Origin of the sequence: Pauljensenia sp. UMB0895 (genome assembly GCF_030218905.1) — a bacterium.
Lineage (GTDB): Bacteria > Actinomycetota > Actinomycetes > Actinomycetales > Actinomycetaceae > Pauljensenia > Pauljensenia turicensis_A.
The window spans coordinates 169,969-184,722 of sequence record NZ_JASOQR010000001.1; the positions used below are offsets into that span (position 1 = coordinate 169,969).

The window sequence follows — 14,754 nt, forward strand, 5'->3', positions numbered from 1 at the left end:
CAGCCAGAGTTTGCTCTAGGTCTGCTATTGCGGACTATCCGGCCGTCCTTATCTCTCGACGTCAAAGGCGACCGTGGATTCGTTCTTGACTTCTTTGACCGGGCTTGCGACGAAAAGCTCCTCCCAGGTCGGCTACCTGAAAACGAGTGCAGCAAGAACACCATCCCTGCTGGATGGCTGAGAGGTATCGATCGACGAGACCTCAACAAGATCTGGAATGGAAAACGGCCTCTACCAGAGGACACCGCAAGACGCATCTTGCCCGCCATCAGCGAGCAGAGAATCATCGCACTGTGGGGAGATACCTCTACCGGCGATGCAATCAGGGATCTTGCACTCAAGCTTCGTAAGGACGGCCTACAGATCAACAAACCGATTGATGTTCCGAAGGCCGTGTATGTGCTCATCAAAGAAGTCGTCAAATCAAACGCTGAGGGAAATGACCTCCTGCGGGACCAAGGCGGCGACGAGAAAATCGTCATCCCCGGCGTACAGACCTACCCGTTATCTACCGGCCGTATTTCCGGCAATTCGCTCCAGATCGGGACCTCGAGCATCGCAATTTCTCCAGCTCCGCCCGTCCCTGAGGAGTTAGCGCCTGAAGAGGTCTACGTGCAACGCGCGCTTGACGCGATCGCCGAAAAACTTGGGAAGGAGCCCGTCTCCTTCGAGCAGCTGAAGGCTCTTCCGGGTAAGTACGCGAAGTTCTTGGTCCGTCAGCGCACCCATTACTGGTCCGCTGTCGGACGTCACCGTAACCTGCAGGAGATTCGCCCAGATGATGGGGATGAACAGTTTGAACGGATCAAGGATGATCTTGACGACTTCCTCGAAACCACGTGGATGTCAGATGTTTTCCCTGACGGTTACGAGCGGATGCTGAAGACGCTTGGGCAGGCTAGCCATTATCAGGTAGGGGGGTCTGTTCTAACGAGCATCCCTGACTTGTTTGCTGCGAGCCACAAGCAAGGTATGACGCACATGCTGGTCAACGAGGACCGAATCGAGTGGTCATCATGAGCAGCACAATCTTCAACTCCCAGTTCGAAAACTGCATGCGCTTACTTGTCGCCCTAGACAAGCTTGAAACCGCGGTGACAGCGACCGAGCTTGCTGACGCCGATTTTGCAGCAACCTACGCTAGACACTTCGGTCTCGGCAGAACCGACCTGCACGGGTCCACGGCCTTCGTTAATGCGATTTACACGCAGCGCCGAAGCAAAGCTCACGAGGCAATCCAGCTGCTCGTGGCACACGGTTACGCCTATGCAGACCATGCTGGTGACGTGCCGCGCTTCACCATATCCGAGTCTGGTGCCCACCTGGTGAGCCACGTGTCTTCTAGCTACGCCCAGCACTACCAACGCTATGTCGCAGCAGCATTGGCGGCCCTACGCAACGACACGCTGCACCTGATCGGTGTGAAGGAGGAAGCATGAGCGGACTTTGGATTAGCGAGATTCGCGCATACCCAAACCACGGCGCCCCCTCCACGATCACGCTCACACAGGGCCTGAACGTCATTGCCGGACCATCGAACACTGGGAAAACCCGCGTCGCCCGCACTATCGACTTCGTCATGGGCGGGGACCTCGTCCCTTTCACCGATGACTCGGACTACTGCACCGCAGAAATCGACCTCGTCACCGCCGAGGGAGAAATCATCACCCTGCGACGCAGCATCGGAGGAGACTACGTTGTCAGTCCACAGCCTGGCGCTGACAGCAAGGTCTACAGCGTGAAGCGAGACGAGAAGGATCCCAAGACGGATCTGAACTCGTTCCTAGTGTCGCTACTCGATTTCAAGCCCAGCCGCAAGGTCATCAAGAATTCCAGCTGGGAGAGCCAGGCGCTGACATGGCGCAGCCTTTACCACCTGCTGTACGTGCCTGAGAGCTACATTGATCGGCTCGACTCAACAATCTTGCGCAGGGGTGGAGCCAACGATTACGTCACTCGTACTGCGGAACTGTCGACTCTGCTTGTGCTCGCGCAAGACGAAAACTTCGATGACATTGAGCCTCAAGAATCCGACAAAGATCGCCGTATCCGCCAGCGATCAGTCAAGCAGTTCATCACCAGGCAAGTTGAGGCAGCTCGAGAGAAGGAGACGGAGCTCAGGAAAGTAGAGGAGCAGTACCGGGGCCGCGATATCGAAGCGGAACTCGCTACCCTCAACGCCGAGTTCGACCAGCTCCGTCGAGACCAGATCGAGCTCAACGCCACCGGGCGAACGATCACCACCAAGATCAAAGAGATCGATGAGAACGTCGCTGCGTTTGCAGTAGACAAATACCAGCGTCAAGAACTCATCAGCCACCTGGAAGCAGACCTGCACCGGCTCGAGTTCCTCGCCGGGGCAAGCGTTGATCCCGACACGTTGAACATCAACATGTGCGGTTACTGTAAGCAACCAGTAGACGCGAGCATGAACCATCCCAGTCAGGAACAAATCGACGTCCAGCGCACTCGCCTAGAAGAGCAACTCTCGGGTGCACGGTCCAACCTGGCCGAGCTGGACTACATGATGTCGGAACTGACCCAACAGCGAGCTGACCTGGTGCTCAAGCATGCCGAACTTCAAGATAGAATCGCTCACACGATCACGCCGCGCCAAGAACAGCTGACGCGTGAGGTTCGCACGCTCAAGGAGGTAGCGGGTATACAAGCGCGTCTCGAGCAGCTCCAGGAAACAATCCTGGCCCTGACTGATCTGGGGCCGCAAGCGGCTGAGAAGCGGGAACCATACAAGCCTATGGAGTTTTTCAACGCGGACTTCATCTACTCAATGAACACCACGATTCGTCGGATCCTCCATGAAATCGGCTTTCCCTCTGCTGACACGGCGGTATTCGACGAGGCCACCCTCGACGTGACGATCGACGGATACCGAAAGGACACCAAGGAGGGTAAAGGCTTCGCCGCCTTGCTCAACACCGTGGTGATGGTCGCCTTCCATGAGTACCTCGATCAACGCTCACCCCACGCACCGCAGTTCCTCATCATTGATTCACCGCTGAAAAACTTCGACGACAGCCAGCTCACAGCGCCGGACTCCATGCGACAGAAACTACTGGACTACATCGCCTGCACAACCACAAACCGTCAGGTCATCCTGTGCGAGAACCTCAATCTCCTCAGCGGGGTGGACCTCGACGCACTTCCCAACACGACAGCCATCCGATTCAGCAAAGACCCGTACCAGGGCCGCTACGGCTACCTCAACGGGGTCTACGAGCCGGGAGAACACCCACATGAGTAGCCAATCCACCAAGCTCAAGATCAGCTACAAACCCCTGTGGAAAACACTGATCGACAAAGGAATGCGCAAACAGGACCTCCGCGAAAAGGCGAAAATCTCGGCATCCACGATCGCCAAACTCGGCCGGGACGAGAACGTCACAACCGCAGTACTCGTGCGCATATGCGAAGCACTCGAATGCGGGCTAGGCGACGTGGCTGTTTTAGAACGACGTCCAAGCCAAGAGAACATTAGCCAATAGAACTTAGAAACAATCCAAGGAACATTTAGTGACCAACAAGCAACTAACCCTCAGTGAATTGGAGCAGTACCTCGCTGCTGCTGCCGATTTGCTGCGCGGCGGGATCGACCAGGCCGACTTTAAGGCCTACATCTTTCCGCTGATGTTCTTCAAGCGTCTCAATGACGTGCACCAGGAAGAATACGAACTGGCGCTCTCGCAGTCAGGCGGCGACGAAGATTTCGCTGCACTGCCAGAGAACTACTCCTTTGTCATCCCTGAGCAGGCTTCGTGGGAGAACGTTCGCTCGACAACGAAGGACGTGGGGCAAGCTCTCGTGACCGCGTTCCGCTTGATCGAAGCGAATAATCCTCACCAACTCGGTGGGATTTTCGGCAGCGCTGCCTGGACTAACAAAGCCAAACTGCCCGATGAGCGCCTGCTGGATCTGCTCGAGCACTTCTCCACCAAGACTCTGTCAAATGCGAATGTGGCACCGGACGTGTTCGGGCAGGCCTACGAGTACCTGATCAAGCGGTTTGCGGACCTCTCCCGCAAGAAAGCGGGCGAGTATTACACCCCGCGCTCAGTGGTGCGCATGATGGTGGAAATCCTGGATCCTCAGCCGGGCCAGACCACTTATGATCCTGCCTGCGGCACGGCTGGCATGCTCATCGAGGTCATCGCCCATGCCAAGGAACAGGGGCATGATCCGCGCCTGCTCTGGGGCAAACTGTATGGGCAGGAAAAGACACTCACGACGGCTTCGATTGCTCGCATGAACCTGCTACTGCACGGGGTTCCGGAATTCAACATCGTGCGTGAGGACACCCTGCGAGCTCCCGCTTTCCACGCCGGTGAGCGCCTGCAACAGTTCGACAACGTGATCGCGAATCCACCGTTTTCGCTGAAAAACTGGGGGCGCGATGCGTGGGAGACGGACCCGTGGGGCCGAAACCTGCTCGGAGGTACCCCACCTGCGGGCTATGCGGACTGGGCATGGATCGAACACATGGTGGCATCCGCCAAACCCGGCTCGGGCAAGGTAGCCGTGGTCGTGCCACAGGGCGCACTGTTCCGTGGTGATGTGAATAGTAAGTCTGGGGATAACGAGGCAACGATTCGCCGCGAGTTCATCGAGCGTGACCTCATCGCGGCAGTGATCGAGCTGGCCCCCAACCTGTTCTACGGCACGGGGCTGGCTCCCGCGATTGTGGTGCTGCGTACCAGCAAACAGCCTGAGCGAGCAGGCAAGATCCTTTTTGTGGACGGCTCGGAGCTGTTCACTAAGGGGCGTAACCAGAACACCTTGGAGCGTGAGCACGCCGTCCGCATCGTACAGGCTTACCAGGAGTTCAGCGTGCAGGAGCATTTTGCGCACGTGGCCAGCCTGGACGAGGTGCGCGCCCAGGAATACAACCTCACCGTCGCCCGCTACGTCGCCAAACCACAGAGTGAAACCGGCACCAGCCTGGAAGACGCCATCGAACAGCTGACGGAAACGTGGCAGCAAGTGCAAGCCTCACGTGCACGCCTTGAGGAAGAACTCGCGAAGTGGGGCCTGGTGTTTGATGCTGCAGCGGCAGTGGATGAGGTCGCGGAGGAGGCGAGATGAGTAAGCGAATCACCCAAGAACAGCTTGAGTCCTACCTGTGGGGCGCGGCTGAACTTCTGCGCGGCCTGATCGATGCCGGTGACTACAAGCAGTACATCTTCCCGTTGGTGTTTTTGAAGCGCATCAGCGACGTCTACGACGAAGAACGCGCCCAGGCGCTCGCCCTGTATGGCGATGAGGACCTAGCCGACCTGCCAGAGAACCACCGCTTCGCCATCCCCGAGGGTGCCCACTGGCAGAACTTGCGCGAAACCACCACCAACATTGGCGAGACCGCGCGCACTATCATGCGCGCCATCGAAGCAGCCAACCCCACCACCCTCGCTGGCGTGTTCGGAGACGGCGACTGGTCCAACAAAGAACTGCTGCCGGATGCCACCTTGGCGGACCTCATCGAGCACTTCTCCAAACGCACCCTGAGCCTGGAAAACCTCCCCGAGGACGAGCTCGGCCAGGGCTACGAGTTCCTGATTAAGAAGTTCGCCGATGATTCGGGGCATACCGCCCAGGAGTTCTACACCAACCGCACCCTCGTACACCTCATGGCGCAGATGCTTGCGCCACAGCCGGGAGAATCCTGCTACGACCCCACCTGCGGCACGGCTGGCATGTTGATTTCCACCGTGGCAGAGCTGAAACGCCAGGGCAAGGAATGGCGCAACCTGAGCCTGTACGGGCAGGAGCTCAACTACGGGACCAGCGCTATCGGCAAGATGAATATGTTCCTCCATGGCATCGAAGATGCCCACATCGCCCACGGGGACACGCTGAAAAATCCGGCGTTCACCAATGCTGACGGCCACCTGCAAACCTTCGATATCGTGCTGGCAAACCCACCGTACTCGATCAAGAACTGGGACCGCGATCTCTTCAGCAACGACCCTTATGGGCGCAACATGTGGGGCACCCCACCGCAAGGGCGCGCCGACTACGCCTTCTTCCAACACATCGCCGCATCCCTCGAGCCCCGCACTGGCCGGGCGGCGATCCTCTTCCCCCACGGGGTGCTCTTCCGTCAGGAAGAATCCACGATGCGCCAGGCTGCTGTTGAGTCTGACCTGATCGAGGCGGTCATCGGCCTGGGGCCGGGGCTGTTCTACAACAGCCCCATGGAAGCCGTGGTGATCATTCTGCGCGCTAACAAACCCGCCGAACGCAAGAACAAGATCCTGTTCATCAATGCGGTAGATGAATACGCCCGCATCAGCGCCCAGAGTTTCCTGCTCGGCGAGCACCAGCAAAAGATCCTGCGCGCCTACCAGGCATTTCAGGATCAGCCGGGGTTTACCCGCGTGGCCACCGTGGATGACATTGCCGCTCTCGACTACACCCTGGCCATCCCACGCTACGTCAGCCCAGCCGCAGCCAGCGATGCAGGCAACGGGGATGCAGGTCCTGGCTTTGCCGAGGCGCTCACCGCGTGGCGGCGCGCAGCCGCCCAGACCGATGCCGCCTTCGCCGAACTACTCGATTCTCTCACCGAGGAGGTGAACAAGTGAGCCTGCACATCGATAAAGGCACCTGGACCGGAGTCAAGCTCGGTGATGTGGTGCGCAACGTCAACGAAAGCGTGAAAGACCCCGCGTCGATTGGAATCGACCGTACTATCGGGCTGGAACATATCGAATCAGGAAACTTTGAGGTGCAAGGCTATGGCACCTTGGACGAAGGCGTGAGCTTCACCCGACGGGTACGCCCTGGTCAGGTGCTGTTCGGGAAGCGACGCGCATACCTGCGTAAGGTCGCTGTTGCCTCCTTCGATGCAGTGTGCTCTGGCGACATCCTGGTCTTCGAGCCGAAGGACGATCGACTCGATGCGCGTTTTCTACCTTTCCTTGTGAGCTCAGACGAGTTCTTCGATACCGCGCTGCAAACCTCGGCGGGCTCGATGTCTCCTCGCACCAGTTGGAAAGCCCTCGCGGCCTACGAGTTCCTGCTCCCACCTATCGAAGAACAACACCGCATCGCCGACCTCCTATGGGCTGTTAAGAGTCACCTGGCGACACTCAAGTCTCAAGCACTGATTCTTGAAGCCACGGACACTCGGAATGGGTTTGGAAAATGGCTAGCTGAGCGATTTCGGAATGCTGAGACTGCAAAATTTTCCGAGTTATTTCAAGTGTCGAGTGGTAGTTTTCTTCCCGCCAAGAACTTTATCGAGGGTCAGATTCCCGTTTATGGCGGAAATGGTATTGCTGGTTACCACGGCAGTTCAAACACTGAAGCCGATGCCATCATTATTGGTCGTGTTGGCGCTTACTGCGGTAACGTACATAAGGTGGAGGCTCCAGCCTGGATTACAGACAATGCGCTGATAGTCAAAATAAAAAATCCAGAGCTTTTTGTCTCATTGGACTACATTGCACTGTTGTTGAAGCTACTAGGTCTAAATGCTTATGCTTCACAAACTGCACAGCCTTCTTTGTCGGGTAAAACTCTAGCCGAATGTCGGGTTCCGCTCGTGGCGATAGAAGAGCAGTTTCACATTCAAGAAGTTTTGAACTTTATCCAGGCAACGCAGTCTGCTATCGAGTTTGAGTCTCAGAATCTCGCTAGCTTTGCAATGGAGATTCAATTTTCGATATTTGGAGGCTCTGATGTTCGCTGAGAATCCGACTGTGCGAGATTTTGTGTTTGACCGGGTGGCCAGCCTCGACGTGCAGGGTATTGAGGGTCACGACCTGCCGCGTGACACACACGAGGTGCTGCTTGAAGGTCCTCTGCGTGCGGCGCTGATTCGCTTGAACCCTGAGATCGCAGCCCAGGAGTCACGCGCTGATGAGGTTATCACCGCCCTGCGGCGCATCCTGCTCGACGCGACCCACACCCCGCATCCGGTGGTAGCTAACGAGCAGTTCACTGCCTGGCTCACCGGCGATAAATCCATGCCCTTTGGCGAAAGTGGCGAGCACGTGCCCGTGAGGCTCATTGATTTCGACCACCCGGAGGACGACTCCTCAAACCAATGGATGGTCTCGCGCGAAGTTACCTTCCGGCAAGGCAAAGAAACCAATCGCTTTGACGTGGTGATCTGGTGTAACGGGCTACCACTCGTGGTGGTAGAAACCAAGACTGCAGTGGGGCCGTCGAAGACCTGGCTTGATGGTGCCCAACAGATTCACGACGAGTACGAGGTGGAAGCCTCCCAGTTCTTCGTGCCCAATGTGTTTAGCGTAGCCACAGACGGAAAAGAGCTCCGCTACGGCTCAGTAGGGATGCCGATAGAAAAATGGGGGCCGTGGCGCGATGAAGACGAACCCTCCGACGCAGTACCTGGCCTAACCAAGGTCGGCAATGCCATCGACGGCCTCCTGCAGCCCGAGGTGATTTTGGACTTCCTGCGGTTCTTCTCCACCTTCGGCACCGACCGTCAACATCGGCGCATCAAGCTCATCGCCCGCTTTCAACAGATCCAAGCCGCCAACAAAATCGTTGCCCGTGTGCTGGAAGGCAAGAAAAAGCAGGGGCTGATCTGGCATTTCCAAGGCTCTGGTAAATCACTGCTGATGGTGTTCACCGCGCGCAAACTGCGCGCCCAGCCACAGTTGAAGTCGCCCACAGTCATGGTGGTGGTCGACCGCACCGACCTGGATGCGCAAATCACTTCAACGTTCCTGGCCGCTGACGTGGCCAATATGGTGCAGGTGGGCAGCAAAGCAGAACTGAAAGACCTGCTGAATGCTGGTAGTCGCAAGGTCATCATCACCATGATCCACAAGTTTGGTGACATCACCGAGGCGCTCGATGAGCGCGACAACATCATTGTGATGGTCGACGAAGCCCACCGTACCCAGGAGGGCGACCTAGGCCGCGCCATGCGCACCGCACTGCCGAACGCGTTCCTCTTCGGCCTCACCGGCACGCCCATCAACAAGCGCGACCACAACACCTTCAAGTGGTTTGGAGACCCCAGCGACGAATCCGGGTACCTCTCCCGATACAGTTTCCAAGACTCCCAGCGCGACGGAGCCACGCTGCCGCTGAACTTTGAGCCTCGCCTGTCTGAAATGCACCTCGATGAGCACGCTATCGATATCGCGTTTGAGGAGCTGACACGGGAAAACGAGCTCACCGAAGCGGATCGCACGAAACTCTCCAAACAGGCATCCAGCATTGAGGTGCTCATCAAGGCCCCTGACCGCGTGGCCAAGGTGGCCGCCGACATCGCAGAGCACTTCCAGTCGCATGTCGCCCCGCAAGGCTTCAAAGCGCAGGTGGTGGTCTACGACAAAGAAATGTGCGTGGCCTACAAGCACGAACTGGACAAATACCTTCCCACTGAGGCCAGCACCGTGGTCATGAGCTCGGCACAAACCGACCCGCCCGAGTGGCATCAATGGACACCAGATCGCAGCCAAATGGACCGCCTACTCGAGCGATTCAACAACCCGAATGATCCGCTCAAGATCGTCATCGTCACCGCCAAACTGCTGACCGGCTTCGATGCCCCCATCTTGCAGGCACAGTACCTCGACAAGCCCCTGCACGACCACACACTGCTGCAAGCCATCACCCGCACCAACCGTGTCTACCCGCCAAACAAGGCCTACGGGCTGGTGGTGGACTACCTGGGAGTGTTCGATGACCTCGCCAACGCGCTGTCCTTCGATGACCAGTCCGTTCGAGACGTCATCAAGAATCTCGATGACCTGGTGGACCAATTCCCGCCGGCAATGCAGGCTGCTCTCGCATTCTTCCCTGGCGTGGACCGCACGCAAGACGGATGGGAAGCACTTCAAGCCGCACAGGAAATGCTCGGCGAAGACCGCCGCGATGCTTTCGCTAAGGCCTACTCGATAGTGCACCAACTGTGGGAGGCACTAAGCCCTGCACCATTCCTGGCCGAATACAAGCGCGACTACACCTGGCTGACTGCTGTCTACCAGTCCACCCGCCCAGCAGAGACCTCAAACAGGCTCCTTTGGCATGCGCTCGGCGGAAAGACCCTTGCCCTCATCCACGAGCACGTACAGGTAGACCTGCCGCGCCGAGATCTGGAAACTATCGTCCTGGATGCAGACTTGGTCGAGGACCTGATGCTCGGTGGGCGCGGCACCGTGGACCCAGATGAACTCGCCAAGATCGTCTCCAAGCGCATTGCCAAACACGCGGGCGATCCCCTCTTCATTGCCCTGGGTAAGCGACTACAGGATCTGCGCAAACGCTATGCCGACGCGCAGCAGCACAGCCTGGACTTCCTGCGCGAACTCCTCGAACTAGGCCGCGACACCTTGCAGGCCGAGAAAGAAGCCGGCGAGGTGCCACGCGAGGAACGCGGCAAGGCAGCACTTACGGAGCTGTTCGAGACCGTGCGAAGCGAGTCCACGCCTATCATCGTGGAGAAGGTCGTCGAGGAGATCGACAATGTCGTTAGGCAGGTACGCTTCGACGGTTGGCAGTCTACGAGCGAGGGGGACCGAGAGGTTCGCCGCCAACTGCGACTGATATTGGTCGTCAAGTTCAAGATCAAGTCCACCGACGTTTTCGACAAGGCTCACGAATACATCCGTGAGTACTACTAATCGCCGAAGGTGAACCTTTGGACGCTTGCTCGATACTTTTTGACGCAAGCCCCATACTTTTTGACGCGGGGCCGTACTTTTTGACGCTTCCAGCCTCGACGGACCGAGCAGGCCCCTGAGGTACCCCTCCGAGGCCCTGATTCGCCCCAACTGGGAGCTGCTCCACAGCTCCACGACCCGACCTCAACGCCCCGAAAACCGCCCCAGAACAGCGAAAACGCCACTCCGAACACTTCCCGGCGGGACCGGGACTCTTTGTATCCAGAGTGACGTTCTATTGGAGCGGGCGACGGGAATCGAACCCGCCTCTGAAGCTTGGGAAGCTTCCATTCTACCGATGAACTACGCCCGCAATTCATCGCCATTGGCAACAGGTTTGATCATACCAGAGGTCAAACATACTGGTCAGCCAAGGCGACAGACAAAGAGAGGAGGGACGCTGTCCCACAAGGAATCGCGCCCCTCCTCTTGATCAACGCTTGACTAGGCCGACAGGATCAGCCTGGCGCACGCAGATCAACAGCGGCAGAGACGGTGCGCCCACCCCACGCAAGTACCTCCGCGTGGGTTTCGACTCCGTTGGAATTCAGATCAGACCAACGAGATCCATCAGGACGCGTGTGGCCAAGCTTAAAATCGGCAGTTTCAACGGCTCGTTGAAGGGAGATCTTTTCAAGTTCGTATGACCACTATATTACCTTCGTCCCACACACTGCCTACACTGCAGTCATGCCCCGCTTAGTTGTTGCCGCCGCCATCGTCGACTCGCTCGACAACCCAACGCAGTTGCTCTGCGCCGCACGCTCATACCCGCCCGAGCTGGCAGGAAAATTTGAGCTTCCCGGCGGAAAGATCGATCGCGACGAGGCCCCGCTTCAGGCACTTCACCGCGAAATACGCGAAGAAATGAACACCGCCATCCGCGTGGGCGCTCAGGTAATGACAGAAGAGGGCACGTGGTGGCCGATCCTGCAGGGGCGCACGATGGGAGTCTGGTTAGCTGAACTAGCGCCGGACGCGCCCGCCCCCACTTTGAATGGTTCCCATAGTGAGTTCCGCTGGACTCCTTTAGACAAGGTCGACACGCTTGACTGGATTGGCTGCGATCTTGAGATTGCGATGGCCGTTGCACGCACATCCGGTTTCGAGCCAGCGGACCGCTAAGAGCCTGAATATATGACCAAATACCTAGATAATTTGGCGACATATGGGGTACATCTGTCAGAATAGTCCTATGCCTAAGATCATCGGAGACTCCCTAGAAAACCACCGCGCTCTGACTCGCCACAAGCTTTTCGACGCGCTCGGAGGGCTCCTCGCCGAACAGTCTTTCGACACGATCACCATGTCGCAGATCGCGTCACGCGCCAACGTCGGACGCACCGCTGTGTACAACCACTTCGAAGATAAAGAAGTTCTGCTCCTTGCCTACATGAACGAGGCAACCGCAGAATTCTCGGCACTTCTTCACGAATCAATCGACACAGAACCCGACCCGATTGAGCGCCTCCGCATCTACGTGCACGCACACTTGGAGATGACCAGTCGCTACCACCTAGCAAGTCGCGTTCACCTGCGCGATCAGATGTCGACGGAAAAGTCCGAACATCTTCACGAGCATGCAGGCGTGATCGGCAACCTCCTTCTCAACATCCTCATCGATGCAATGAAGTGTGAAGCGATCCCCATGCAGGACCCGCACATTCTGGTCGCGCTGATCCACGCCTGCTTGTCCGGGCAACGCCTGCCCTCGGATCCCGACAAGCGACGCGCACTCTGCGTAGCATCGGAAGCGTTCGTCTTGCGCGCAGTTGGAGCCTCGTCGGAGAAAATCCACGCACTCCCCTCGCCGAAAAAGTGCGCCGAAGCCGAAGAGCACAATACCCAGGCCTCTTTTATGCGGTGCCCGGTCGCGCACTGACGCGCAGATACGAGGCCCCCTGAAACAGCCTTACCGTCACAGACGTGCGACGCACACCACACCTCTCAAACAATCGCAGGGAATAGATTCACTACTCAGGCCGTTGAACTCTACGAAACGGGAAACCGCAACGAAATAATCAAAGCGATTCCCAGCAATAGATCACGCTCATACAATCGCACCTAGGGTTCACTCGAACCCCGCACATAAGGAGACCGCATTGGCCACCGTCACGCTTCACAACGACAACTTTGAAACCACCGTCGCCGAAAACGCCATCGTCTTGGTTGACTTCTGGGCAACTTGGTGCGGCCCGTGCCGCCAGTTCGGTCCGGTCTACGAAGAAGCCTCCAACAAGCACACCGACATTGTCTTCGGCAAGGTCGATACCGACGCAGAGCAGAACCTTGCTCGCGCAGCTCAGATCTCGTCCATCCCGACGATCATGGCGTTCCGCGACGGCATCGCCGTCTTCCGTCAGTCCGGCGCCCTTCCGGGTGCTGCACTCGACGATCTGATCCAGCAGATCCGCGACCTCGACATGGATCAGGTTCGCGCATCCATTGCCGAATCCCAGAAGTGAACCGGCAGAAAACCCACCTTCCAGGTTTGGCAAGTCGCACTATTAGCGACACACTTGGACCATGAGCCACCCGACGATGATCTTCACAATCGTCGGGTGGCTTTTGTTTATTGCAACCGCAATCACCCTGATTTACGTCATTTCACGGGCGCACAACGGCGAAAAAACGCGGGGTGCCATCCTGCTGAAAAAGAAGAATCACGATGACGAAACAGGCGACGATCTGCTGAGATACCGGCCCGCCATCATCGCCCACGAAATCCGTACTCCGCTGGCACTCATCCGCGGAGCCGGCGAACTGCTCGAAGAAGGTCTTGCTGGCGACCTGAACGAACAGCAACACCACTTCGTTCGCACCATGACAACGAACACTCAGCAGGTCATCGACCTGACCGAGTCAATCATCACCGACCTCAAACTCTCACGTGGCGGAACACTGTCAACCGAGCTCGTCGACGTGAGAGACATCGTTGCCTCAACCGCACGAGAAATGCGACGCATCACCGACATCCCCATCCATGTGAACGCGGTCGGGGGAGTCCTCAACATCCACGCGAACGCTTCCATGCTCCGGCAAGTCATGTGGAACCTGATCAACAACTCACTCCACCACGGAGACGGCACCTCGCCGATCACGATCAGCGTCGCCTCAACCGAAGATGGCGGAGCGCAAATCACCGTCGAGGACTCCGGCCCGGGAATTACCCCTGAAACCCAAGAAAAAATGTTCGACGCTTTCACGTCGGAAACCACCGATGGCCGGGGATCCGGAATCGGACTGATGGTCTCCCAACGAATAATCGAGGCGCACGGTGGCAGAATTATGGTGGACTCGTTGCCTGAGTGTGGCACGGTCATCCACGTTGTACTGCCGAAGGGGAAGTGATGGGACAGCACGCGCTTATCGTCGACGACGAACCCCAGATGCTCTCAATCATCGCCTTCGCGCTGGAAACCCAAGGCTTCACGTGCGAAACGAAACCCAACACCACAAAAGCCTGGCAATACCTTCAAGATCGCAGTGTTGATCTGGTTGTCCTTGACGTCATGACGCCGACCGGATCAGGCGTTGACCTGACCCGAAGAATCCGTGGCGCCGGCATGGCGGTTCCGATCATTTTGCTTACTGCCCTTGGTGATGAAGAAGACCGTATCGTTGGCCTCGAGGCAGGCGCCGACGACTACGTGACCAAACCCTTCAGTCCCCGCGAGCTCGCACTGCGCGCCCAAGCAATCGTCAGGCGAACCCAGCCTGTACGACAACAAGAATCCGTGCACCTCGGGCCCATCACCATCGATGCTGATATGCAACGCATAACCTGGGACGGAGTCGTCATTCCGCTCAGCCCTACCGAACAGCGTGTCCTGACAATCCTAGCCTCGCGACCAAACCAGGACATCCCCTGGCGAGACCTCCTCAGCGAAGGCTGGTCCACAACCGACCAAGTCGGCGCACACGACATGATCAAAACAACGATGTATCGCCTTCGCCGTCAGCTAGAACGTGCGGGCATCGACTCTTCGTGTATCCAGTCGGTCAGGGGACGAGGTTACCGTTTCGTCATCGAGGCCTCATAACGCTGACTTTGAGCACTCGCGCTTGATAAGGGGCCTCGTGCCCCCACTTATGT

The 14,754-nt window shown here is 57.6% G+C and carries 13 protein-coding genes and 1 tRNA gene; 13 read left to right on the forward strand and 1 reads right to left on the reverse strand.

All coding sequences use genetic code 11. The features are described from left to right. The first annotated feature begins 258 nt into the window (after positions 1-258). The 8 genes from QP503_RS00815 to QP503_RS00850 are packed head-to-tail and all read left to right on the forward strand — an operon-like array spanning position 259 to position 10,619. On the forward strand, positions 259-1,020 hold the full coding sequence (locus tag QP503_RS00815; protein ID WP_285069578.1) for an ABC-three component system protein: 762 nt from the start codon (positions 259-261) through the stop codon (positions 1,018-1,020). Continuing rightward, positions 1,017-1,439, forward strand: a complete 423-nt coding sequence (locus QP503_RS00820; RefSeq protein WP_131367587.1) for an ABC-three component system middle component 2 — start codon at positions 1,017-1,019, stop codon at positions 1,437-1,439. Before QP503_RS00815 ends, QP503_RS00820 begins: the two co-directional genes overlap by 4 nt. After that, positions 1,436-3,262 carry an AAA family ATPase gene (locus QP503_RS00825; RefSeq protein ID WP_006680377.1) on the forward strand — a complete coding sequence of 609 codons (1,827 nt, stop codon included), beginning with the start codon at positions 1,436-1,438 and terminating at the stop codon, positions 3,260-3,262. The genes QP503_RS00820 and QP503_RS00825 overlap by 4 nt, the downstream gene beginning before the upstream one ends. After that, positions 3,255-3,503: a helix-turn-helix domain-containing protein gene (locus tag QP503_RS00830; protein WP_006680378.1), complete on the forward strand. Its 249-nt coding sequence runs from the start codon at positions 3,255-3,257 to the stop codon at positions 3,501-3,503. The genes QP503_RS00825 and QP503_RS00830 overlap by 8 nt, the downstream gene beginning before the upstream one ends. 28 nt (positions 3,504-3,531) lie before the next feature. After that, positions 3,532-5,097: a type I restriction-modification system subunit M gene (locus tag QP503_RS00835; protein ID WP_006680379.1), complete on the forward strand. Its 1,566-nt coding sequence runs from the start codon at positions 3,532-3,534 to the stop codon at positions 5,095-5,097. Continuing rightward, complete coding sequence (locus QP503_RS00840) at positions 5,094-6,596, forward strand: type I restriction-modification system subunit M (protein WP_006680380.1); 1,503 nt, start codon at positions 5,094-5,096, stop codon at positions 6,594-6,596. Before QP503_RS00835 ends, QP503_RS00840 begins: the two co-directional genes overlap by 4 nt. After that, positions 6,593-7,705 (forward strand): restriction endonuclease subunit S, encoded by a 1,113-nt coding sequence (locus QP503_RS00845; protein ID WP_006680381.1) that lies wholly within the window; start codon positions 6,593-6,595, stop codon positions 7,703-7,705. The genes QP503_RS00840 and QP503_RS00845 overlap by 4 nt, the downstream gene beginning before the upstream one ends. Then, complete coding sequence (locus tag QP503_RS00850; protein WP_006680382.1) at positions 7,695-10,619, forward strand: type I restriction endonuclease subunit R; 2,925 nt, start codon at positions 7,695-7,697, stop codon at positions 10,617-10,619. The genes QP503_RS00845 and QP503_RS00850 overlap by 11 nt, the downstream gene beginning before the upstream one ends. Positions 10,620-10,897: 278 nt before the next feature. Here the strand turns inward: QP503_RS00850 and QP503_RS00855 are convergent. Continuing rightward, positions 10,898-10,971 (reverse strand) — tRNA-Gly (locus QP503_RS00855). Between the two features lie 377 nt (positions 10,972-11,348). On the opposite strand from QP503_RS00855, the gene QP503_RS00860 reads away from it, so the two are divergent. From QP503_RS00860 to QP503_RS00880, 5 genes are all read left to right on the forward strand, one after another. Further along, positions 11,349-11,783 (forward strand): (deoxy)nucleoside triphosphate pyrophosphohydrolase, encoded by a 435-nt coding sequence (locus tag QP503_RS00860; RefSeq protein ID WP_103632974.1) that lies wholly within the window; start codon positions 11,349-11,351, stop codon positions 11,781-11,783. 70 nt (positions 11,784-11,853) lie between these two features. Then, the gene (locus QP503_RS00865) at positions 11,854-12,540 is read left to right on the forward strand and encodes a TetR/AcrR family transcriptional regulator (RefSeq protein ID WP_103632973.1); all 687 of its coding nucleotides are present in this window, start codon (positions 11,854-11,856) and stop codon (positions 12,538-12,540) included. Between the two features lie 220 nt (positions 12,541-12,760). Beyond that, positions 12,761-13,123 (forward strand): thioredoxin, encoded by a 363-nt coding sequence (trxA, locus tag QP503_RS00870; RefSeq protein ID WP_103632972.1) that lies wholly within the window; start codon positions 12,761-12,763, stop codon positions 13,121-13,123. Positions 13,124-13,184: 61 nt separating this feature from the next. Further along, entirely contained in the window at positions 13,185-14,009 is an 825-nt protein-coding gene (locus tag QP503_RS00875; protein ID WP_219810995.1) for a sensor histidine kinase, read from the forward strand. Continuing rightward, positions 14,009-14,701: a response regulator transcription factor gene (locus QP503_RS00880; protein ID WP_006680387.1), complete on the forward strand. Its 693-nt coding sequence runs from the start codon at positions 14,009-14,011 to the stop codon at positions 14,699-14,701. The genes QP503_RS00875 and QP503_RS00880 overlap by 1 nt, the downstream gene beginning before the upstream one ends. The last annotated feature ends 53 nt before the right edge of the window (positions 14,702-14,754 follow it).